The 23192-nt window shown below is 64.3% G+C and carries 17 protein-coding genes and 1 tRNA gene; 6 read left to right on the top strand and 12 right to left on the bottom strand.

Going from position 1 to position 23192, the window contains the following annotated elements; all coding sequences use genetic code 11:
- Window positions 1–289: 289 nt before the first annotated feature.
- The 5 genes from FMM79_RS13640 to FMM79_RS13620 all read right to left on the bottom strand — a co-directional run bounded on the left by FMM79_RS13640 (window position 290) and on the right by FMM79_RS13620 (window position 6827).
- Window positions 290–1222 (bottom strand): IS5 family transposase, encoded by a 933-nt coding sequence (locus FMM79_RS13640; protein WP_148627983.1) that lies wholly within the window; start codon window positions 1220–1222, stop codon window positions 290–292.
- Window positions 1223–1265: 43 nt separating this feature from the next.
- Complete coding sequence (locus FMM79_RS13635) at window positions 1266–4046, bottom strand: M14 metallopeptidase family protein (RefSeq protein WP_148627982.1); 2781 nt, start codon at window positions 4044–4046, stop codon at window positions 1266–1268.
- A gap of 38 nt (window positions 4047–4084) precedes the next feature.
- Window positions 4085–4528 (bottom strand): putative 2OG-Fe(II) oxygenase, encoded by a 444-nt coding sequence (locus FMM79_RS13630; protein ID WP_148627981.1) that lies wholly within the window; start codon window positions 4526–4528, stop codon window positions 4085–4087.
- A 334-nt stretch (window positions 4529–4862) separates the two neighbouring features.
- On the bottom strand, window positions 4863–6185 hold the full coding sequence (locus tag FMM79_RS13625; RefSeq protein WP_148627980.1) for an NADPH cytochrome P450 oxidoreductase family protein: 1323 nt from the start codon (window positions 6183–6185) through the stop codon (window positions 4863–4865).
- Between the two features lie 135 nt (window positions 6186–6320).
- Window positions 6321–6827 (bottom strand): DUF2271 domain-containing protein, encoded by a 507-nt coding sequence (locus FMM79_RS13620; protein ID WP_148627979.1) that lies wholly within the window; start codon window positions 6825–6827, stop codon window positions 6321–6323.
- Window positions 6828–7345: 518 nt separating this feature from the next.
- Here FMM79_RS13620 and FMM79_RS13615 point away from each other — a divergent pair.
- Genes FMM79_RS13615 through FMM79_RS13600 form a run of 4 tightly spaced genes read left to right on the top strand, consistent with a single transcriptional unit; the run spans window position 7346 to window position 11554 of the window.
- Window positions 7346–9382: a TonB-dependent receptor plug domain-containing protein gene (locus tag FMM79_RS13615; protein ID WP_240339174.1), complete on the top strand. Its 2037-nt coding sequence runs from the start codon at window positions 7346–7348 to the stop codon at window positions 9380–9382.
- A 21-nt stretch (window positions 9383–9403) separates the two neighbouring features.
- On the top strand, window positions 9404–10180 hold the full coding sequence (locus FMM79_RS13610) for an energy transducer TonB (RefSeq protein ID WP_148627978.1): 777 nt from the start codon (window positions 9404–9406) through the stop codon (window positions 10178–10180).
- 28 nt (window positions 10181–10208) lie between these two features.
- Window positions 10209–11018: a DUF4198 domain-containing protein gene (locus tag FMM79_RS13605; RefSeq protein WP_148627977.1), complete on the top strand. Its 810-nt coding sequence runs from the start codon at window positions 10209–10211 to the stop codon at window positions 11016–11018.
- 47 nt (window positions 11019–11065) lie between these two features.
- On the top strand, window positions 11066–11554 hold the full coding sequence (locus FMM79_RS13600) for an EF-hand domain-containing protein (protein ID WP_148627976.1): 489 nt from the start codon (window positions 11066–11068) through the stop codon (window positions 11552–11554).
- A gap of 342 nt (window positions 11555–11896) precedes the next feature.
- Here FMM79_RS13600 and FMM79_RS21635 read toward each other — a convergent pair whose 3' ends face one another.
- From FMM79_RS21635 to FMM79_RS13585, 3 genes are all read right to left on the bottom strand, one after another.
- Window positions 11897–12415, bottom strand: a complete 519-nt coding sequence (locus FMM79_RS21635; protein WP_205466664.1) for an Arm DNA-binding domain-containing protein — start codon at window positions 12413–12415, stop codon at window positions 11897–11899.
- Window positions 12416–12551: 136 nt separating this feature from the next.
- Window positions 12552–12626 (bottom strand) — tRNA-Asn (locus FMM79_RS13590).
- A 121-nt stretch (window positions 12627–12747) separates the two neighbouring features.
- On the bottom strand, window positions 12748–13557 hold the full coding sequence (locus FMM79_RS13585; RefSeq protein ID WP_148627975.1) for an NAD kinase: 810 nt from the start codon (window positions 13555–13557) through the stop codon (window positions 12748–12750).
- A gap of 110 nt (window positions 13558–13667) precedes the next feature.
- On the opposite strand from FMM79_RS13585, the gene FMM79_RS13580 reads away from it, so the two are divergent.
- A complete protein-coding gene (locus FMM79_RS13580) occupies window positions 13668–15005 on the top strand; it encodes an EAL domain-containing protein (RefSeq protein WP_148627974.1) in 1338 nt (445 codons plus the stop codon).
- A gap of 38 nt (window positions 15006–15043) precedes the next feature.
- On the opposite strand, the gene FMM79_RS13575 is transcribed toward FMM79_RS13580, so the two are convergent.
- The 4 genes from FMM79_RS13575 to FMM79_RS13560 form a co-directional block, all read right to left on the bottom strand.
- Complete coding sequence (locus FMM79_RS13575) at window positions 15044–16600, bottom strand: S10 family peptidase (RefSeq protein WP_148627973.1); 1557 nt, start codon at window positions 16598–16600, stop codon at window positions 15044–15046.
- Window positions 16601–16710: 110 nt separating this feature from the next.
- On the bottom strand, window positions 16711–20184 hold the full coding sequence (gene mfd / locus FMM79_RS13570) for a transcription-repair coupling factor (RefSeq protein ID WP_148627972.1): 3474 nt from the start codon (window positions 20182–20184) through the stop codon (window positions 16711–16713).
- Between the two features lie 67 nt (window positions 20185–20251).
- Window positions 20252–20521, bottom strand: coding sequence for a succinate dehydrogenase assembly factor 2 (locus FMM79_RS13565; RefSeq protein WP_148627971.1), 270 nt, complete (start codon window positions 20519–20521; stop codon window positions 20252–20254).
- Window positions 20522–20601: 80 nt separating this feature from the next.
- Complete coding sequence (locus FMM79_RS13560) at window positions 20602–21021, bottom strand: host attachment protein (RefSeq protein ID WP_148627970.1); 420 nt, start codon at window positions 21019–21021, stop codon at window positions 20602–20604.
- Between the two features lie 107 nt (window positions 21022–21128).
- On the opposite strand from FMM79_RS13560, the gene recG reads away from it, so the two are divergent.
- Entirely contained in the window at window positions 21129–23186 is a 2058-nt protein-coding gene (recG, locus tag FMM79_RS13555) for an ATP-dependent DNA helicase RecG (protein ID WP_148627969.1), read from the top strand.
- Window positions 23187–23192 lie beyond the last annotated feature (6 nt).

Genomic DNA, 23192 nt, shown 5'->3' with positions numbered 1-23192 from the left:
CGGTCATGTGCTGTCCTTGGTCACAACGAAGATAGCAAAAGGATCTTCGGGGCCGACGCCGCGTTCCGTGTAAGGTCGCAGCGCCGGTCCTGAAGGCCAGGGCGGGTATCAGAAGCGCTTCGTGATCGAGGCGTTAAAGTAGCGCGCGATGACGTCGTAGTTCTGTGCGTTGTAGGTGCCCTCGCTGTCACCCACCTGCGGGGGGTGGCGATCAAACAGGTTGGTGATGCCAATGGGCTTTGTTGCGCAAATCAGTCGCCGATCAGCAGTGGGCCTTTGTGGCAGTTGGTTAGGCGACGCGCTGCGTTTGAGGCCTTGCGAGCGCGGAGAAACGGTTGAGGATGGCGGCGCGGACTTGCATTTCGGCGACCTGGCGATCGAAGTCTCGTGCCATGATGCGCTGGCCCAGCAGCTTGAAGCGATGCATTTTCGTTTCGACCTGGCTGCGCTGGTGACAGCCGCTCCATCGCTTCCAGATCGCCCTGCCAAACCATTGGCTTGAGCGCACGATTTCATTGCGTGCCGCAACGCCCGGCGTACTCTCGGGCCAGGCCTGCGCATTGCTGCGAGTGGGGGTGATGGCGCAGGCATCGCGCGGGGCAATGGCTTCGTGACAGGTTCTTGTGTCGAAAGCGCCATCGGCGCTGACGCTCGCGATGGCGTGATCGGGTGGGATCTGGTCCCGCAGTTCGGGTAGTATGGGAGCATCGCCAACCCGGCTTCCAGTCACTTCGATAACGCGGATATCCGACGATCCGAGGTCCACGCCCAGGTGGACCTTGCGCCACTGGTGGCGTTTGGACGGGCCATGCTTGCGCCTGCACCATTCCCCGTCACCCACCGCGTTGATGCCCGTGCTGTCGATCAGCAGGTGCAGCGGCTCGGAACTGGGTTGACAGGGGATCTCGACCAGCAGGGTCTTCTGCCTCTGTCTCAGCGTGCTGAAATCCGGCACCGGCCAATCGAGCCCTGCCATCTCGAGAAGGCTGGCGACCATGCCGGTGGGCTGGCGCAAGGGCAGCCTGAACACGCCCTTCAGGGTCAGGCAAACCTGGATCGCGGCATCCGAAACCACCGGCTGACGCCCGCGCTTGCCGATGGGCGCGGACAGCCATTGCATCTCGGGATCAAACCAGACCGGAAGCGAACCTCTCAGCGCCAGCGCTGCATTGTCGGACTTCCCGTTCGTCGTGCGGTAGCGGGCCCGGGGCGGTTTGCTCATCCCCGCCCAATAACCAACTGGATTCACCAACGGAATTCCCTGGTTATTTCTTGCTGGAGGGGCCGTAGAGGATGCCGTTGAAGAGAAATTTGAAGGTCGGATAGGGCTGTGCGCGCTGCGTGACTTCGGGCCCCATCACGAAGAGCTTGCCCTTGCCCAGGTCCACGTCGGCAATTGCGGTGGTTCCCTGAAGTTTCTCCTGGCCCATCGCCCAGCCGCTCTTGAGCGGGGTCGGGCTTTCGTACCAGGAGACCTTCCGCGCCTGTGTGCCTGCTCCCGTGAACGTGAAGGACTGGCTGCGATCGAAGAACATGTCCACTGTTGGCGTGATGCCGTAGGCCAGTGGCTCGGAGGGATCGACGCGCGCTTCCACAAGGGCGCCAGGAATGAAGAACTCGCTCGTCGTCAGACCCTTGAGTTCGCCATCTTCCTCCTTGGCAAGCGCGGGAACGAGCGGGGCCTCGAGCATCGTCGCCAACTGGGCTGCATTGCCGATGGCGATGATCGTGCCGCCCTCCTTGGCGAACTCGGCCAATGCGGGAGCGGTTTTCTCCTCGCTGACAAGACCTAGCTGCGAGCGATACTGGGCCGGGATCGTCTCGGGATCCGGCATCGAGGAGGGGCGTCCGCTCCACGGGCCGTCCTTCACCGGCGGGACGGTGCCATTGGCAAAGACGAGGACGTCGAACTTGTCGGCAAGGTTGCCCTGGTCGAGCTCGCTTGGGAAGACGACCTCAAAGGGGAACTCGTACTGCTCGAAAAGCCAGCGCGCCCAGCCCGAAGATATGACCCCGCCATACTGGTCGACGAGCCCCACGCGCACAGGGGCAATGGCCATGGCGTCCTGCGAAGGTGCCGCGCCTTGAGCATAGGCGTTGATGCCCAGGTTCTTGACCGAGGCCTCGACGATGCTCCGGGCTTCACCCGAGGCGGGGACCCAGACAGCACCGGGGGCAAATTCCACGTTCCCGGCGCGTGTTTCGCTCTTGATCCACGAAACCGGCAGCCCGGCCTTGAGCAGACGGTTGGTGAGGATGAAGCTGTTGTTCGTCTCGTGGCGCACCAGCCAGCCGGCATTGCCCGAACCCACGATTTGGCCCGCGGGCACGTCGATCAGGCCGGTGATGGGAGTCGCAGTCGGATCGATGGTCTCAAACACGCGGTCATAGCCCACGCCCATCTGGTCGGAGAGCGTGTAGCCGGTGATGTCGTAGGGTCTCTTGGGCGGACCGCCGGGGTATTCGACGTCGTGCGGGTGATCCTGCGGCTCGAACATGTCGAGGACGTGGGGGCGATAGGCCTGCGAGGTCTTCACGATCCACGAGCCCGCCGGATAGCTGGCGCCCGCAGCCGAGAATGGCGCATCGGCTTCGAGCACTTCGACGCCGTTCTTGAGAAGCGCGTTGAGGAAGGCGACGGTAGTCGGAAGGTCGCGCTGGCTGCGCGAGATGACATAGGCGCGCGGGTCGCGCTTCTCGCTTGCCTGGAGGACTTCGCCATAGAGGGCAGGATCGACCCGGTTGGCGCGGAAATAGCTATTCTCGGCTTTGGGGACAGGGCGGTCCCTACCCGCTTCCTTGAGTTCCTCGATATCGGTGGGCGTCGTCGTCCAGCTGTCGGTCAGGCCCTTCTCGACAGAATTCTTGCCCATGCGGTAGTAGTTGAACAGCAGGCGGTCGCGGTTGCGCGAAGCATAGTCCAGAACGGCGCGGTCGAGGCTCCACTGGTATTCTAGGCTGTCCGCCAGATGCCATTCGCGCGGGGCGATGGGCATGGGCTTGTCGTTGTCGGGCAGCTGCACTTCGGGGACGAGCGGGATATTCATGGGCGCCGGGCCGCCGATGATCTCGGTGAGAAGCCCGATCGAGTTGTGGAAGTAGGAAACCGAGCGCTCCATGCCGTTGTGCCAGGTGGAGTACGATGCGGAACTGCGCATGCCCGAGCCCGGCTTGTTTTCCGCGATGAGGCGGCTGTGCATGGTCGAGCCCACTTCCTGCAATTCGGTCATCAGCAGCGGGTCGTAGTTGTAGTTGAACGGATCGCGGAACGGGGGCACGAACACGACCATGCCCTCAGGCCCGGTCTGGTGCTGGTTGAAGATGATCTGCGGGAACCACTCGCGGAAAAGCACGCGGTTGACGTTCTCGGTTTCGGGCATCTGCGCCATGAAGCTGTCGCGGTTGTTATCATGCCCGACGTACTTCTGGTAGAGGCGCGGGATCGTTCGGAATTCGCGCTTCTCCGGGTCTTCGTTGCGCATGTACCAGTCCGCGACGAGTTGGAGGCCGTCCGGGTTGTCATGGCCAAAGAGGATGATGACGTTATCAAGAATGCGCTTCGTCTCGGCATCGCTCCGGGTCAGCATCCGGTAGAGAACGTGGATCTGCGACTGGGTGGTCACCGTCTCGGTCGCGTGCATGCCAGCATCGATCCAGACCACCGCTTTGCCTTCCGCGGCCAGCGCCTGCGCCTCGGCATCATCGAGACCCTTCGCCTTGGCCAGCCGGGCGTTGATCTTCTTGTAGTGATCGAGCTTGGCAAGGTTCTCGGGCGAGGAGACGATCGCCACCCACATCGTGCGGCCTTCCGCGCTCTTGCCGATATCGACCAGCTTCATGCGGTCCGACTGGCTGGCCAGCGTCTTCAGATAGGCCTCGTACTGGTCGTAGTTGGCAAGGAAATAATCGCTGCCCGGTTCCTGCGGGAAGCTTTCGGCGGGTGTCGCGATGCCCATCGTGTTGGGCTGTGAGATCTGGGCCAGGCCCGGTGAGGTCAGCAGGAGCGCCATCGCTGTGAAGCTCGCCGCCCTAAGCCCAATTCGCATATCCGTATCTCCTCTTCGCGCATCGTGTGCCCTGCGTCCTAGGGTAGGACGCAGGTTCGGCGCGAACCCTCAGGCAAAAATACGAAAAAGGGGAAACTTTTTTCGCAGGGGCGAATCCAGGCGCGGGTTTCCGGCACGATATCGAAGGCAACGGTGAGGCGATCGGCCTCGCCGTAGAAGGGCTCGGTGCTGTGCCACAGGGAGCTGGGGAAGAGTACGAGGTTCCCAGGCTTCGGGCGTATGTGGGCAAGTGGTTCCAGCGTGGGCGAGGTCGTGCAGCCCGGCCTATCGGGGGCGGCCAGGCCCTGAATACGCGCGCGGGTCGGGTCGATGCCGGGGCCAAGCTCGCGAATGTAGCGGGTGATCACCGCGCGCGCTGGCAAAGAATCCTGTGAGGACGGGGTCGGGGCTGCGGGCGAGGTCTTCCTGGATTTGACTACCCCCGCGCAGCGATTGGCCGAGCGGGTGCATGGTTTATCCATGGCGTGCGCGCAGCGTTTCGCCAAGCGCACTCAGCCAGGCGTCGCGCGAAGGCCAGCCGTAAGGGGTGGGCACCTCCATCTGTCGCACCAGTCCAGTGTCGCAATAGGGCGCGCACGCCCTGATCTTGGGGATGGTGGGCCAGGATGCGCGCGGCAAGGTCGCGTCCGTCCTCGGCGCGGCTTAGGCCCAGCAGCGCTTCGACGGCGGACTCGGCGGTTACAGGCTGCGCGGTGCACTGATACGGACTATGTGATCTACTGGCCATTGGCTGCCCGCGCAGCGGCCTCTTTCGGCCGCCAGAAGGTCAACCTGAGAGGCGGTTTCACAAGGACGTTAGTACAAATCACTTCTGAGCCGGCCTGAAATGCGAGCCTCGTCAAGCCAATCTTCCCCCATGGTCTCTCGGAGGGCGGCAAGTGCGGCCTCGCCCATGGCGAGCCGTCCGCACAGCACCACGGCCGCCTCTGGTGCCAGGAATTCAGAAAGATCGGTGCTATGAGCCTGGAGAATGTCGGGTACGCGCAGACCGTCCTGGCGTGAGAGGGCCAGATCAAAACGATGTAAGCTGTTTTCCTTGTGCCACGCGCGCATTTCCTCAAGGAGGCCAGCGGCATCGGCCTCGCCACGCTCGCCGAAGATGAGCCAGCATGGGCGGCCGGTCGCCATGGCCTCAAGGAGGTGCGGGCGCAGCCCCGCCCAGCCCGAGCCTGCGCCGATAGCAAGGAGCGGACCGGTCCCGCGCGGAGGCCGAAAGCCGGCATGTTCGCGTATCCGCGCGCGGACACGACCAGCCTCCGCAGGCAGCGACGTGAGCAGACCCGAACCGCGTCCGGGCACGCCCTTGTCGATTACGCGGCGCACGAAGAGGATGAGTTCCTCTCCCCCGCACCGGTTGGCGATCGAGTAATCACGTTGGTGCCCATCGGACGTATGAAGCTCGAAGAGGTCGCCGACATCCCAGTCGGGAAGGTAGCCATCGACGGGGCGCAAAGCCAGGCGGAACAAACCTTCACTTGCCGCAGTCTGTGCATCTTGGCCAACGGGGCCAGCTACACGCGTGCGCGTTACGATCCGCCACTCGCGTGGAGCGTTATCGAGACGGTCGCTGGCCATCGGGCCGACACCTTCTTGCACGAGCACCGCGTCCCATTGGGAAAGTGCATCGGGAGCAAGATCATCCACCGTGATATAGGCGGTCACCTCTGCGGCCATGGCCTCGCACCAGGCCTTGAGGCGCTCCCCGAAGGCGCAGAAATGCGCATAGCGTCGATCCCCCAAGGCCAGGATGGACACCTGCACTCCGGTCAGATCGACGTCGCTATCGGCAAGAGCCCGGTCAAGACCTCCGGCATCGTCGGGCGCATCGCCTTCGCCGGTCGTCGAGACCGCGAAGAAAATCCGGTCTGCTCCGGCAAGATCGCCCGATTCGAGATGGTTGGCACACAAGAGCCGGGCATCCCGGGCCGAGCGGAGCAGGGCCGCGTGCGTGGCTTCGGCGATCTCCTGCGCGTGACCTGTCTGGGAGGCATAGACAACGAGGCTGGACGCGCCGTCGAAGGCCGCGCGCGGGCGCTTGCGCAGGCAGAGCCAGGTAAGGCCCAGCCAAGCCGCAATCAGGGCGGCGAGAATGAGCCAGTCAGTGAGCGTGGCGCGCATGGACAGGGTATTTCCTCAAGAGGGGGGCATTTCCCGGCAATCGCGCGCGCCGGGGCTGCGGAAGGGCGTTTCGCATCGCCGGGGTACGGCCCCCCGTGCCTCGCATCTGAAAGGCGCGCGAAACAGGACCGGCGATCAGTGCTGCGGGGAAACGCGTACAAGGCCCAGTTCCCGGTGGCCCTGCGCCGATGCGCCACGGACCTGGCCGCCCCGGATAACCACAGGCACCTTCACGACTTCGCGGCCCGCTTTCTCCCGCGCGGCTTCGACTACGAGACTGTAGGTGCCATCACCCAGCTCGCCGAGGCCCTTGATCGCGATGGTATGCCGGCCCGTCGTGCGGGTCGGCGCGGAGATTCCGTCCGCCGGCATGGTCATGCTGCGCCCGCTCTTGCGCCACCACGTGCGCAGTTCCGAAAGCCAGCGCGCGCCGATCCGGCTCTGATCGTGAAGCACCGCTGAAACCGCCAGGGCCTTGCCGTTGGCATCCTCCAGCCAGGCCGCGACATAGGGCTTGCGGTAATTGGGGTCCGAGACGCGCGGAAGTTCGATCGTGACCGCACCGCTTTGAGCCTGAGCACCAGCAGGAAGTGTAAAGGCGACGGCCGTCAAGGTCGTGGTGGCCAGGGTAGTCGAACGCATTGAAGTGCTTTCCTTCAAAGGGTGGTGGGGCCTAACCGTTTGGCAGGCGAGGAACGCGCTGGCCGGACCTGATGCGGAAACGCATGAGCGATGCGCCGCGAGGCTCACCTGCCCGGCTGGGCCCGTCTTTTATGCAAATGCTAATCACTTGCAATATTGCGCTGGCTATCCAAAGCGGGATTTGAAGTCAATATTCAGGCGTTCCACCACGTAACGCCCCAACGGTCGCGCGATGTTGGAATATCCGTGCGGCGCCATCGCGCAACTCTGCGCCCGCACCTCCAGAGGGGCTTTTGAAGGTTCCCACTCGCGTCACACGCGCCCGCGCCAACTGACATTCACACATCAGGTGAGAAGGGGGCAAAGATTGCGGATGCCCCTGCCTCCTCCAGACGATTGACTTCACGTTATAATTGCTCTTGCGAATCATTTGCACCTATGTGTAGGTCGCGCAGCTAATGCGAATCACTTGCATCTTTATCGCGGCCCGCTAGCATTCGGGCTGAGGGGGAAACACATTGCGACCTGACTTTCGTTCCGCAGCCACTCTTGGCGTTTCGGTTCTCGTTCTCGCGTCCATCGCGGCGCCCTCGCTGGCCCGCGCCCAAGACAGGGTCGTGCGTTCCGCCGAACAGGAAAGGGATGAAACGGATGGCGAATTTCTGGGCACGATCGACATCGGCGAGAGCACGCGGGCTATCCGCACCGACACCGCCACGCCCATCACCTCGATCAACCGCGAGGAGATCGAGGATCGCCAGGCCAATACGATCGCGGAACTGATCGATTCGATCCCCGGTGTCACGATCGTCAACGGTTCGACGCCGATCGGATCGGGCATCAATATCCGCGGGTTCGGCGCGACCGGCACCTACGGCACCGACCAGAAGGTTCTCGTTCTGGTGGATGGCGCGACAAACGGCTCGGAAGAGCTCTATCGCATCGGCACTCAGCTGTTCACCGACCCGCTCCTGTACAAGAGCGCCTCGGTGCTGCGTGGGACGGTGGGCAGCTTCGAATACGGCTCCGGCGTGATCGGGGGCACCGTGATCCTCGAAACCAGCGACGCCTACGATTACCTGGGCGGCAAGACCGGCTTTACAGTCAACCAAAACCTTTCGGGCAGCAGCAACGGCGGCGGCTTTGCGACCTCGACCACGCTGGCCGCGATGCCTAGCGAAAATGTCGAATTCCTGGCCAATTACAGCTATCGCAAGAGCGGCACTCAGGAAGACGGCCACGGCGAACGGATCGAAAACAGCTCCTTCTCGCTTCCCAGCTTCCTCGTAAAGGGCGCGGTCCACTTCGGCGCGGACAACGCGCATACCCTCAAGGCCAGCTTCAGCCAGACCACGACGGCGGAACGCGACAAGCCCTACGACAGCTTCGGCACGACAGGGGGTATCTTCGGTAACGTCGATCGCGACACCAAGTCGAAGAACCTTGTCCTGGGCTACTACTACGAGCCCCTCGATACCGACGCGATCAACCTCAGCCTGGTCTACACCCGCGCTCAGCAGGACATCGAGCAGTCCTACATTCCTTACTCCTCGCCCATCTTCGGTGAGGTGGGCACGCCGGTGACCGATGCCGACCAGCGCTATGTCACCTCTAAGGTCACGCTCAAGAACGCCGCGCTCTTTGTGACCGGCAGCGTCCGTCACAACCTGCGCATGGGGCTGGAATACATCGACAAGGACCGCCTAGACGCGAACTCCGCGCCGGGGGGCACCGACCGGCGCATGGCGGCCTTCGCCGTGGATGAGATCAACCTGATGCGAGGCTTCACGGTGACGCCTGCGGTCCGCTGGGAAACCTCGACCGTGAAGGGCGAACTCGATGACGGCTCGAACGCCAGCTATACCAATGAGGGCCTGATGGGTGGCGTCTCGGCGCGTTACGAACTGCCCTTCGGATTCTCGGTGTTTGGGTCCTGGGCCAAGACCCGCGCGATGCCGATCATCGATGACCTCGAAAACGTCACCTACATGAACCAGCCGGAAAAGAGCCGCAGCTGGGAAGCGGGGGCGGCCTTCGACCGCACGGGCATCTTCACGCAGAATGACCGCTTCGCCATCAAGGCCAATTATTACGACACCGACCTGACCGACAACACATCGTACTCGGGGGTGGCCGAAGTCTATCTCGAAGGCGTTGAGATCGAGGCCTCCTATGCAACGCCGAGCGGCTTCTATCTCGATTTCAATGGCAATATCGTGAGCGGCACCCAGCTTTCGACCGGAGGGGCGCTGAGCGATTGGGGCAACCTGCCCCAGAACACCTACCAGCTCGCCCTTGGCAAGCGGTTCGGCGACCACTTCGACGTGCGCTGGGAAGGCGTCCTGGCCGAGGATCTCGATACCGATGGGACAGTCGAGGAGGGCTACAACGTGCACAATCTGCGCGCCTCGTTCTCGCCCGAGGCCGGCTTCCTCAAGTTTCTCACTTTCCGGGTTAGCGTCGAGAACATCTTTGACACCTACTACGTGCCCGCGCTCGCTACGCGACCGGCTCTGGGGCGCAATTTCAAGGGCGCGGTTTCCGTCCAGTTCTGAGTGCGAGAGGAGGCGCAGGCGATGTATCTGGCACATGCTTCGAAGTGGGATCGGCAGCGACTGGTCGGCCTTGCCGGCTCGGCGCTGGTCAATGGCGGGGTGCTCGCGATCTTCGTCGGCCTCGCCAGCGGGGCCGTGCACGAAACCGGAGCCGGGAATTCGCTTACCGTGATCGCCTTCAGCCAGGCCGGGTTGACGCAGGACGAGGGCCAGAGCGCTAAGGCCTCTGCCGCCGAGCCGGCCGAGGCCCCCGCGCCGCGCACCCCACGCCCGCCGCATGCGGCGCGATCCGAAACTGCACAGGCCGCTATCGCCCAGAACGCCCAGGCCCATGCCCTGACGGCCCCGGCGCACGCTGTCCTGCAGCGCGAACAGCCAATTGTGCGCCCGGACCTCGCTCTGGTAGCCCCCGCCGTGATGATCGCGCCCCAGGCGCTTTCGCCAAGTGCCTCCAGCCCGCACGAGGTAGGGGGCATGTCTGCCGAGGCGGGCGCACAGGCCAAGAAGAATCCAAGCGAGAGCCGGGCGAATTCCGGGGGCGGCGCGGCGAAATACGCGGCCTCCGTCATGCGCCACCTCATGCGTTACCGCAGGCAGAATACGGTCGGGGCGGGGGCGGCCTACATTCATTTCACCGTGATCGAGGACGGGCGCTGCCGGGACATCGGCGTGGCGCGTAGTTCAGGCTCCTCGCGCTTCGATCACGCTGCGATGCAACTGGTACGCCGCGCCGCACCCTTCCCGCAGCCCCCGCATGGCCAGCCCCGCAGCTTCAATTTCGAGATCACCGGCTCATGAGCCGTTTCCGAACACCAGGAGGTTCCCGATGATAGACCCGACAGGCATCCGCTCCGCCCTTGCGCCCCTGGCGCTGGCCGCGTCGGCCGCCCTTCTTCCTCTTCCGGTCGCCGCACATACCGGTTTCATGCTGCCCAATGTCTTCGTTGCCAACACCGAGCGCATGGTGACGCTGGAAAGCGCCTTCTCGGAGGACTTCTTTCAGCCCGAGATCGCCCTGGAATCGGAGGACTTCCACGTCATCGGCCCCGATGGCGAACGCAGCGCCTTCGACCGGGTCTCGCCGCACAAGCAGGTCACGATCCTCGAGGCCGGGATGGAGGCCGATGGCACCTATCGCTTTACCAGCGGTGTGCGGCGCGGCCGGACGGGCAAGATGGCCATGGCCAAGGACAAATGGGTTCCGGTGCGCGGAGACGAACTTCCCGAAGGTACCGAATACGTAAAGACCAGCCAGACCGAAACCGTCTCGGAGGTCTATGTCTCGAAGAAAGGGCCGACCCGGGCGCCGGTCGATGTGCATGTCGGGCGCCTTGAAATCCACCCGATCACGCATCCCAGCGACGTCTACGCTGACGGGCGCTTCGTCTTCGAGGTGCTGTTCGATGGCAAGCCGCTCGCAGGCCAGGTGTTAAGTCTGGATCGGGGCAACGCGCGCTACGAACAGGTCAAGCCGCACAGGGCCGTGACAACCCGCGCGGACGGGAGGGTTGACCTCAGCTTCGACTCCCCCGGTGTCTACATCCTGATGACCCGCCATCGCGCCGATGCTCCGGCGGGAGCCGAGACGGATATCCGCAGCTACACCACCAGCCTCACCTTCGAGGTCCAGTCCTGATCCTTTTGCGGCGCTATGCGTCCCCACACACACGAAGGAAATATCCCATGACGACGAAGACGACCGGCGCGGCGCTGGTAGCCCTCACGCCCCTCCTTGCCCTCGCGGCCCTCAGCGGTCCTGCCCTGGCCCAGGACGGCGAGAGCGCCGCCATCGGTACGCGCGCGAACGCCAGCGGCCACAGCAAGACCAGCTTTCTGGAGACCTATGACACGAACGGCGATGGCAAAGTCTCAGTAGCCGAGTTCACCGCCGGGCGCGCTGCCAAGTACAAATCCTTCGATCTGGATGGCGACGGGCAGGTCTCCCAGACCGAGTACGTCGAAGAGTATCGCGCGCGTCTCGATGCCGAGCTGGCGCGCCGGCGTAGCCTCCAGATCCGGCAGACATACGTGCGCTACGGCGTGCTGGACACCGACCACGACCAGAACATGAGCCTTGCAGAATTCCACGAATCCGGAAGCCGCATGTTCAAGCGCCTGGATACGAACGGCGATGGCGTGATCGACGAGAGGGACACTTCGGACCACTATTGAAATCAGCCATCGGTTTGCGCGGCATCGCCTTTACCAATCGGCCCGTGAATGGTGCCTGGCAAGCAGAAGCATTTGATTCCGGCAGGTCGCGAGGCGGGCGATCTGCCGCGTCTTGCGCTGGGGGAAGTTCTCGGCGCTGTTTTACGTGGCTTCGAGGTGAGGCGTTGGATGCGGCTCGGGACGCAGCCCGAACCCTGGCGCTCTGAGTGCGAGGCCAGTTTGATGCCACATCGGGTCAGGATATGGCCCATGGGCATTTGGACGGCGCCGGGGAGGCGGACGCTGTTCTCAGCTGCCGCTCGACATCGGCGCGCCCATCGAGACCGCGTTCATGCGCAGCGTTTATGGACGTGCAATGCCAACTCCTGTGTTCCGGCAGCCGCACATGAGGAGTCCTGATGTCTTGCAGGAGCAGGTCGATCCATATCTGCGCGAGCGTGCGACGGCGTGAGAGGTAGGGCGCGCGATTGTATAGATAGGTTCGGTCCCCGGCTGTGTGTGCGCCAGCGTGAGGTCGATAATGCCGGAATCGCGTTCCTGGTTTTCCAGTGCTGCGCGCTCGTTCATGATCGTCGAGAAGTTTGCACGCCAGCCATGGGAAACATGCTCGCCTGCAAAGCCAGGATCCCCTCCTCGCGCAGCATCAGCAATGCGGCACCGCGTTTGGCTCTCGCTGCTGTCAGTGAGAATGCAGGGCAAGGCCCGATCGAGAACGTCTTTTTCCTTGTCCGTAAATCGGCAACGCATTCGCCACAGCTTCGAGCCAGTCGGACGAATGAGCAGGAAAAGCCAGCCTGCATCGAAGAGCTTGCGATCCTTCTCGCCGGACTTCGCCTTGCGACAGTTGATGTCGGTCAGCATGAAGCTTCGCGGCAGCCCCTGAAAGGGCCCCTATCTTCGATGGGCTTGGGTGAAACAGCTTGAACCGGCATTGCCAGAGATTTCAAGGTGTTGCCATCCTGTTTGCAGCGGGATGAAACCCGCTGAAACAAGAAAGTGGCTCCCCGAGTAGGATTCGAACCTACGACAACTCGATTAACAGTCGAGGGCTCTACCGCTGAGCTATCGGGGAGCAGCCAGTCAGTGTTTCCACCGCCGCGGCAGGACTGGCCCTATACGCAGGGTGTTTTGGGTTGGCAACCCTGATCTTGGCAAAAATTTGATTTTTTTTGAGGGGCTCGCAGAAAACTTCCTCAGACCTGGAACTGTTCGGCGAAGATGCGTTCCTCGAGGGTGAAGCCGGGGTCGAAGAGTAGGGTCATTTCTCTTTCGGTCGAGGTGCTTATCCGGACGGTGCGGACATCGCGCACCTCCTTCTGGTCGGCGACGGCGGCGACCGGGCGCTTGCCCGGCTCGCGGATGCGGAACTCCACTTCAGCGCTCTCGGGCAGGATCGCGCCCTTCCAGCGGCGCGGGCGGAAGGGGCTGATCGGGGTGAGGGCGAGCATGCGGCATCCCAGCGGCAGGATCGGCCCGTTGGCGGAGAGGTTGTAGGCGGTCGAACCGACCGGCGTCGCCACGAGAATGCCATCGCCTGCCATCTCACCCATGCGCACGCGTCCGTTGATACGGATCTCCAGCTTGGCGGTCTGGCGCGTCTCGCGCAGGAGCGAGACCTCGTTGATCGCGTAGTAGCTGAATTCCTCACCCGACTGGGTCGTGGCGTGCATGCGCAGCGGGCTGACCGGAATGCGCCGCGCTGCGTGGATGCGTTCCAGGACCGTCGCATCGCCGTGGAGGCTGTTCATGAGAAAGCCCACGGTGCCCAGGTTGATGCCATAGCAGGGCTTGGAAATCCCCTTGTCGAGCATTTCGTGAAGCACATGCAGCATGAAGCCATCGCCGCCCACGACGACCAGGATTTCGGCGTCCTCGGGCGCGACCCAGGGGTGGGCCTCGCGCAGCTCCTCCGCGCGGGTCTGGGCCTGCGCACTGTCAGAGAGGATGAGAGCGAGCCGCAAGGGCGGGCTAACCGCTTCATCCGAGGGGGAAATCTGACTCATGGAAACTCCGCAGCAATGTGTTCCCGAACGGGACAGCTGTTCCCGGCCCGGCCCATGGGGCTGGTAAATTTTGAACGGTTTGGCAAGGCCTTTGGCATAAAGGAGAAAAGATGACGTCGTCGCACCCTGGCCAGGCCGAACGCCTCGCGCTGAGACTGGAAGATCGCCTGAGCGGCCTTCCCGGCGTGGAGCTCGTCCATGAACGCATGGCCGCGTGGCAGGCCGAGGCGCAGGAGAACCTGGCCCCGGTGCACGTCCACGCAATGCTCATCAGCCTGCGCCGCCTCGATGCGATCAACATGGCCTACGGTGCGGCTGCCGGGGACGGCGCGCTCGAGGAGATTGCCGCGCGCGTCAGCCACTACGCTTCGGAAGAGCTCGACGCGCCCTGGGTGCTGACCCGTGCAGGCGGCGGCAACTTCCTGCTGGTCGCGAACATCTCGTGCAGTCGTGAGCGCTGGCAGCTGCTGGCCGACCAGCTTTCACACCTGCTCTCGCGGCCCATTGCCGTGCCCTCGGGGGTGATCCGCCTCTCGCCGCGCTTCGCCCTGATTCGGACGCTGGCCGAGGAAGCGGTCGAATCGATGCTCGAACGGCTCGGCGTTGCGCTTCAGGCGGTGAACGAGCAGCAGGGCGCGCGGCTGGTCTGGGCCGATGGTGAGGCGATCCCGCCCGGGATCTCGACCCCGCAGCTCGAGGCCGACCTCCTGGGCGCGATTGACCGCGATGAGATCGAGGTCCTCTTCCAGCCCCAGTTCAGCCTGGAGGATGACCGGCTGACCGGGGCCGAGGCGCTGGCGCGCTGGGATCATCCCGAACTGGGCCGGATCGGAGCAGGGGCGCTGTTTAACCTCGCCGAGCGGACCGATCATGTCGGCCCACTCTCGCAGCATATTGCGCGCAAGGCGCTGTGGGCGGCGCGCGACTGGCCCGAGAACCTGCGGCTTTCGATCAATGTGACGCCCGAGGATCTGGCATTTGAGAGCTATACCTCCCAGATGCTCGACCTTGTGGGCGAGAGCGGATTTCCTCTGCGCCAGCTGACCCTTGAGATCACCGAGCAGTCGCTGATTGCCGATGTCACCGCCGCTGCGCAGATCATGGCCGAGTTCTCGGCGCAGGGGATTCGCATCGCGCTCGATGACTTCGGCGCGGGCTTCTGCAATTTCCGGTACCTGAAGGTGCTGCCGATCCACTATATCAAGCTCGACCGTGCGATGATCGAGGGGATCACCACCGACCCGCGCGATGTCGCGATCCTGCGCGCAATCGTGGCGATGGCCACGGCGCTCGACCTGGAGGTGATTGCCGAGGGGATCGAGCGCGCGGACCAGCGGGAGGCCGTCGCGCGCGAGCATTGTGGGTATTATCAGGGTTTCCTGCGCGCCCAGCCGATGAGCGTGGCCCTGTTCGATAAGCTGGCGCGGACCGAGATGGCAAGGGCCTGAGGGCCTGATCCCGATCCGCGCGCGCCTGCGGGCTGTGCTTACCTGCCCTGTGCGTAGAAGGCTTCGAGGTCGAGGCGCATCTGGTGCAGCGCTTCGGGGTTCAGATAGATCATGTGCCCGGCCTCATAGTACTTGAACTGGAGGTTCCCGCGCAGTTTGGGCTCCAGCATCATGTGCTTGAGGTCCCGCTCGGTCGAGTGGAACGGCGTGGCCATGTCGTAGTAGCCGTTCAGCGAGAGCACGCGCATGTACGGGTTGGTGCGCATGGCGCGGCTGAGGTCCTGCGTCACGTCGACCTGGTTCTGGAAGCTTGAGTAGCCGTAACCCGGTGCCTTGTGCGACCAGTCCCACTCGAAGTTGCCCGCCTCGCGCGCGCTGCGGCGGTACGTGAGATCGGTGTCATACCCGAAAGTCGTGTGCAGCTGGTCCATGAAGCTGGAGATGTAGAGGCCGGTGATGCCCGTGCTGGAGGGATCGTATTCCGGACCTTCGCCCGCGGCATCCGCGTCCGTGCCGGTGTAGCGCGAATCGAAGCGGCCCAGCGTCTCACGCTCGGTGCGCAGCAGTTCCTTGCGGAAGCGGCTGAGATCGACGCGCAGGTTCGCGTCCTTCAGGAAGTCGACCGAGAGGCCGGTGTAGCGGCTCATCTGGCGTGCAATAGCGTCTTCCTCTTCAGGCGTGATGTCCGAACCCTTGCCCAGCGCGGTGGCGTAGGGGCCATTGGCGAATTGGCGCGCTTCCTCGACGAACTGGGCGAGCGAGGCGGGGCGGTCGGCCACGCGGTTATGGTACCAGGCGGTCGCGGCGTAACTGGGCAGATAGCCGATGTGGATGTTATCGAAGCCCGACTGGCGCACGCCGTAATTCATGATCGAGGAGAGCAGGACCACGCCGTTAAGCGCCATGCCGCGCCCTTCCATCTCCTCAGCCAGCGCGCCCGAGCGGGTCGTGCCGTAGCTTTCGCCGAAGATGTACTTGGGATCGCCCCAGCGCCCGTTCTTGGAGATGTAGCGCTGGATTGCGTCGGCAAAGGCGCCCACGTCCTGGTCGACGCCGTAGAACGCGGCCGGGTCGGTATCGCCGAGCGCGCGCGAATAGCCCGAGCCCGGCGCGTCGAGGAACACCATGTCGGTCGAGCCGATCAGGCTGTCGGGATTGGGGCCGACATCATAGGGGGCAGGGGCCACCGCGATGGGATCGTTGGTGCGCACGTGGGTCGGCGCGAAGCTGCCCATGCGCAGCCACAGGCTCGCCGAGCCGGGGCCGCCGTTGTAGAAGAAGGTGACCGGGCGGTTCTTACCGGGCGCGGTGTAGGCGGTGTAGAAAATGCTCTGGGTCGGCTTGCCCTTCGCGTCTCGGATGGTGAGCGTGCCCGCCGTCGCGGTGTAGGCGATTGAGCGGCCATCGACATTGACCGAGCCCTTCGCGGTCTTGGCAATTTCCTCGACCGGAGCGCTGGCCCAGCCAGCCGCAACTTCCTCGGCCACGGCCTGGTCGTGCTCGCGCGCGGCATCCGGCCCTTCGCTTTTCTGCGCTATCGCGGGATGCGCGAGCACGAGGAGGGAGGCGGCGGCGAGCGACGTAATTCGTTTCATGGGTGTCCCTGACTGTCTTTCGAGTGTGACCTCGAGGCTCAGACTGGTCGTCCGCCGGTTTCAAGGCAAGGATATATTGTATATCATTTCTAAAACTGTTTGTCGCAGCCTCACTTGGCCTTGCGCGCCACCCCGGAAAGACCCTTGGTCAGCTGGAACAAGCCGTTGAGGCGTGACTTTGGATCGCCCCAGGCACGCTGGAGCACCAGCTTGTGGTCCGGACGCAGCTTGATTGCCCCTTTCAGGCGCTCGGCATAGGCGATGAGGCCGGTGGGGTTGGGGAAGCTGTCGTTGTGGAAGCTGACCAGCGTGCCGCGCGGCCCCACGTCGATCTTGGCGATGTGGGCGGCAATCGCCTGGCGCTTAATCTGGATGAGCTGGATGAGGTTCGCGGTCGGATCGGGGAGGGGGCCGAAGCGGTCGATCATCTCGGCCGAGAGCGATTCCACCTCGTCCTGGTTCTCTGCGTCGTTGAGGCGGCGGTAGAGCGCCATGCGTACGGCGAGATCGGGGACGTAGTCGTCCGGGATCATGATCGGCGCATCGACAGTGATCTGGGGCGAGAGGCCCGTGGTGTCCTTCTCCAGCCCCACGCCGCCTGCGCGCGCGGCCATGATCGCATCCTCCAGCATCGACTGGTAGAGCTCGAAGCCGACCTCGCGGATGTGCCCGGACTGTTCATCTCCCAGCAGGTTGCCCGCGCCGCGAATGTCGAGGTCGTGGCTGGCGAGCTGGAAACCCGCGCCCAGGCTGTCGAGATCGCCCAGCACCTTGAGGCGCTTTTCCGAAACCTCGGTGAGCGCCTGGTTCGCAGGCGTTGTCAGGTAGGCGTAGGCGCGCAGCTTGGAGCGTCCCACGCGCCCGCGCAGCTGGTAAAGCTGAGCAAGGCCGAAGCGGTCGGCGCGATGGATGATGATCGTATTGGCGCGGGGAATGTCGATGCCGCTCTCGACGATCGTGGTCGAAAGCAGGACCTCGTACTTGCCGTCGTAGAAGGCGCTCATGCGCTCTTCCACTTCACCCGCCGACATTTGTCCGTGCGCGGCAATGACTTTCACCTCGGGCACGTACCTGGCCAGCCATTGCTCGACCTCGGGCATGTCCGAGATGCGCGGCACGACGATGAAGCTCTGGCCGCCACGGTGGTGTTCGCGCAGCAGCGCCTCGCGCATCACCATGTCGTCCCATTCCATCACGTAGGTGCGCACCGCGAGGCGATCGACCGGCGGGGTCTGGATGGTGGAAAGCTCGCGCAGGCCCGACATCGCCATCTGCAGCGTGCGCGGGATCGGTGTCGCTGTGAGGGTTAGAACATGGACGTCGGCGCGTAGCTGCTTGAGCTTTTCCTTGTGGGTGACGCCAAAGCGCTGCTCCTCGTCGACGATGACAAGTCCCAGGTTCTTGAACTCGATATTCTTGGAGAGGATCGCGTGGGTGCCGCACACGACATCGACGGTGCCGCTCGCCAGCCCCTCGCGGGTGGTGCGCGCTTCCTTCTCGGGGACGAGGCGCGAGAGGCGTCCCACGTTGAGGGGGAAGCCGTTGAAGCGCTCGGCAAAGCCAGAATAGTGCTGACGTGCGAGGAGGGTGGTGGGTGCCACTACCGCGACCTGCTGGCCGGCCATGGCCGAGACGAAGGCGGCGCGAAGTGCCACCTCGGTCTTGCCGAAGCCGACATCGCCGCAGACCAGGCGGTCCATCGGCTTGCCGCTACCCAGGTCCTCCAGAACGTCGTCAATGGCGTGGTCCTGGTCGTCGGTTTCCTGCCAGGGGAAGCGGTCGACGAACTGGTTGAAGCTCGACTCGTCTGGGAGCAGCGCGGGGGCCTTGCGCAGCGCGCGCTCGGCGGCGGTCTTCATCAGCTCGCCCGCGATCTCGCGGATGCGTTCCTTGAGGCGTGCACGGCGCTTCTGCCAGGCCTCGCCGCCCAGCTTGTCGAGTTGCACGCCCTCGGATTCGCTGCCGTAGCGCGAGAGGACGTCGAGATTTTCGACCGGGATGTAGAGCTTGTCACCACCATGGTAGGTCAGCATCACGCAGTCGTGCGGGGATTGGCCGACCGGGATCGACTGGAGGCCCTCGTAGCGCCCGATCCCGTGGTCCATGTGTACGATAAGATCGCCCGGGGTTAGCGCGGCGAGCTCGGCCATGAAGGCGTCGGCGTCCTTCTTGCGCTTCTTGCGCCGGACCAGGCGGTCACCCAGGATATCCTGCTCGGTGACGACCTCGAGTGCCTCGTTGGCAAAGCCGGTTTCAAGTGGCAGGACCAGCGCCGCGGCGCGGCTCTGGACCGCCATGCCCAGAGCTTCCTGCCAAGTCTCGGCCAGGCGCGGTTCGGTGCCCGAAGCCTCTCCCAGGATCGAGACGAGACGCGCGCGGCTGCCCGTCGAATAAGCGGCGAGGATGGGTTTACGGCCCTGCTTGCCCAGCGCGGCGAAGTGCTTGGCCGCGGCCTCGTAGGCGTTGTCGCCGCGCGCGCGTTCGGGCGCGAAATCACGGGCGTTGGAGAAGCCGAAATCGAGGACCTTGGCGCTCTCGGGCTGGGCAAAGGGATCGGCCTTGTGCGCGGGCTGGGCCTCGGCCAGTTCGGCGAATTCATCTGGTGCCAGATAGAGCGCATCGGTGGCCAGCGGGCGGTAGGATCCTGCTTTCTGCCCAGAGGTTTCCTTGCGGTTTCTAAAGTAGTCCGCGATGTCGCCAAACCGCTCCTCGGCAGCGCCCGCAACCGTGCTGTCGAGGACCATCACATCCTCAGGCGCAAGATGGTCGAAGAGGGTAACGAGGCGATCCTCGAAAAGCGGGAGCCAGTGCTCCATACCCGCCAGACGCCGCCCATCGCTCACCGCCTGGTAGAGTGGATCGGCGGTGGCGTTCGCGCCGAAGAGCTCGCGGTAGCGGGTGCGGAAGCGCTTGACGCTGGCTTCGTCGATCAGCGCCTCGCTCGCAGGTACGAGGAGGTGTTCCTTGACCGTGCCAGTCGAACGCTGGGTGTTGGTGTCGAAAAGGCGCAGCGTTTCCAACTCATCGCCGAAGAAGTCGAGGCGCAGGCCTGCATCGAGGCCCGAGGGCACGACGTCGAAGATCGAGCCGCGCACTGCGAATTCGCCCGCGTCGATGGCGGTGTCGGTTCGCTGGTAGCCCTGGCGGCGCAGGAGCGCGATCAGGCTTTCGTGGCCGATTTCGAGGCCCGGCTTCAGAAGCTTCACCGATTCGCGGATGCGGAACGGGGTAAGCACGCGCTGGGTCAGCGCGTTGGTCGTGGTGACAAGAAGCTGCGGTCCGGTGCGCTTGGCCTGAAGCTGGTGCAGTGCAGCCAGACGCCGGGCGCTGACCGAAAGCGCGGGGCTGGCACGGTCGTAGGGCAGGCAGTCCCAGGACGGGAACTCGATCACCTGCAATTCGGGCGCGAAGAAGCGCGCGGCCTCGGCCAGCGCGCTCATGCTCGCCTCATTGTCGGCGACGAAGATCGCGCGGCCCTTGCTGGCCCGCGCGAGGTCGGCCATCACCAGCGGCTGGCTTCCGCGCGTAACGGAGGTCAGCGTGAGGGACGAAGTGGCGGAAAGAATACGAGAAAAGTCGGTCATGGCATCTGCGTGTGGCGAGCGGCCGTCGCCACGCTCAGGCCAGGAATACGGGTGGGAGCGGGAAAACTCAGTACGGAATTTCGACGTAGTCGAGCTTCATCATGCGGTCCATGAGCGGACCCTGGAACTTCTCGGGGACCGGCTCGGTCTTGAGCGCCCAAGCCATGATCTCGACGTCCTCTTCATCGATCAGGGTTTCGAACCAGTCCATCTCGGCCTCCGACCAGCTTTCGTGGAAACGGTCGAAGAAACAGCCGATCATGTAGTCGGCCTCGCGCGTGCCACGGTGCCAGGCACGAAAACGAAGTCGGGCGAGACGGGACGAGGTATCAGTCATGACCCGCGCCGTTACAATGCAGCGCGGGCCGGGGCAAGGTTTTCAATGGTGCGAAAGGAGCACCAGGGGGCGCAAAGGCCTCAGGCGCGCAGGGCCGCCACGATCTCGGGACCCGAGCGGCCGGTGAGGGTCTTGGGCACTTCCTCCAGGATCGTAGCCTCCAGCCTCTTGTGGTAATGGCGGCGCATCTCGCCCAAGGATTTCGGATCGGCGATGACCACCAGCTTGTCCATGTGGTTTTCCATGGCCTGCTTGTTGAGCCAGTCCGTCACCGCCGCGACATGCGCGGCTTCATCGAGGCGGGAGGTGCGGTTCTCGGGGTTGGCGGGGTGGCGCGAGCCCGCGTCGTGATCCTTGATTCCGGCGCTGTAGTTGGTGGGCGCGAGATCGGGCACGTCGACTGCTGTCAGTTCGGGCGCGGCTTCCTTGCCGGCGTTTCGGTACAGTTCGAAGTTCTCACCGTCGACCAGCGCAAACATCGTTCCATGGGGCAAGAGCATGCTCTCTCTCCTTTTTTCGTTGCCGTTTGCTCCCATCAACGGGGAAAGTTGTCGGTATGTTCCACGGGCTCTGGTGAAATGCCCGAGAGGCGCGCTAAGAGGCAGCCATGCGGCCCCAAGCGCTCAACTCCCTGTTTGTCGATTCCGAGTCCCTTGACGGGGTCGGCCCCCGAATCCGCCGTCCGCTGGAAAAGCTGGGCCTGACCCGGATCAAGGATCTTGCCTACCATCTGCCCGACCGTTTCGTGGAACGGCGCATGGTCACGCGCCTCGACGAGGCGGGGATTGGCGAGAACGTGATCGTGCGTCTGACCGTGCGGGAGCACCGCGCCTCTTCGGGGCGGGGGCCCTACCGCATCATCGCCGAGGATGATGCGGGCGATATCTGCACGATCGCCTACTTCGGGCGCGCCTCCTACACCGGCAAGAAGCAGCTTCCCGTGGGCGAGACGCGCTGGGTGGCGGGGCGCATCGACGAGTACGGGCAGACGCGCCAGATGGTGCACCCCGAACACGTCTCGGAAAGCGACACCGCGCCCATCGGCCAGCAGCGCGAAGCGGTCTACGGTCTCTCCGAAGGCATGACGCAGGGGCGCATGGGATCGCTCGTGAAGCAGGCGCTGGAGCACTTGCCCGAACTGCCCGAGTGGATCGAGAGCAGCCAGATGGCCAAGAGCGACTGGCCCGCCTGGCACGAGGCTCTGCGCGACGCGCACCGCGGCCCCAATGAGCCCGCGCGCGACCGTCTCGCCTACGATGAACTCTTCGCCAATGCGCTGGCGCTCATGCTGGTGCGCGCAAGCAACCGTTCGCAGCGCGGCACGCCACTGCAGGGCGACGGCCGTTTGCGCGCCAAGCTTAGCCTGCCGTTCGCGCTGACGGGCGCACAGGCCCGTTCGATCCGCGAGATCGAGGGAGACCTGGCTCAGACCGCGCCGATGCTGCGTCTGCTGCAGGGCGATGTCGGTGCGGGAAAGACGGTGGTGGCGCTTTCCGCGCTGCTGATCGCGGTGGAGGCGGGCGCGCAAGGGGCGATGCTTGCTCCAACCGAAATCCTCGCGCGCCAGCACTACACCACGCTGCGCAAGATGCTGGAAGGGACCGGCGTCGAGATCGCGCTCCTGACCGGGCGCGACAAGGGCAAGGCGCGTGAAGCGATCCTGATGGGGCTGCTCGACGGCTCGATCCAGATCGTGGTGGGCACTCATGCGATCTTCCAGGACGCGGTCGCCTATCACAACCTGGCCCTCGTCGTGATTGACGAGCAGCACCGCTTCGGTGTCGGACAGCGCCTTATGCTGGCGCGCAAAGGTCGGCGCACGCCGCACACGCTGGCGATGACGGCAACCCCGATCCCGCGCACGCTGACGCTGGCGCAGTACGGAGAGATGGAAGTCTCGCGTCTCGACGAACTCCCGCCCGGACGCCAGGCCATCGACACCCGCGTCGTCTCGACCGATCGTATAGACGACGTGGTCGGTGCGCTTTCGCGCCACATCCAGTCCGGCCAGCAAGCCTACTGGGTCTGCCCGATGGTGACCGAGAGCGAGACCGACGACATTGCCGCCGCCGAGGCGCGCTACGAAGCGCTCAAGGAGCGCTTCGGCAACCGCGTCGTTATGGTGCACGGCCAGCTCAAGGGCGAGGAAAAGGACGCCGGGATGAATCGCTTCGCCTCGGGCGAGGCGAGCCTGCTGGTCGCCACGACCGTGATTGAGGTCGGCGTCGATGTGCCCAACGCCACACTCATGGTGATCGAACAGGCCGAGCGCTTCGGCCTGGCCCAGCTCCACCAGTTGCGCGGGCGTGTCGGGCGTGGTTCGGAAAAATCGACCTGTCTGTTGTTACGCGGAAAGGCGCTCAGCCAGACCGGCCGCCAGCGCCTCGCTCTGATGCGCGAGACGCAGGACGGCTTTCGTCTGGCCGAGGAGGATCTGCAACTGCGCGGGGGCGGCGAGCTTCTTGGCACGCGCCAGTCGGGTGACACGCCGTTTCGCATCGCCAGTCTCGAGCAGATCACCAAGCTGCTCCCGCTTGCTCACGACGATGCGCGCCTGTTGATGGAGCGCGATGGTGGCCTTGAAGGCGCGCGGGGCGAGGCGGCGCGCATTCTCCTCTATCTCTTCGAGCGTGACTATGGCGTGCAGCTACTGCGCGGGGGCTGAGCGCGC

The organism is Novosphingobium sp. BW1 (assembly GCF_008107685.1).
In the GTDB taxonomy this organism is placed as follows: Bacteria; Pseudomonadota; Alphaproteobacteria; order Sphingomonadales; family Sphingomonadaceae; genus Novosphingobium.
This window is presented reverse-complemented; position numbering and strand designations above follow the sequence as displayed.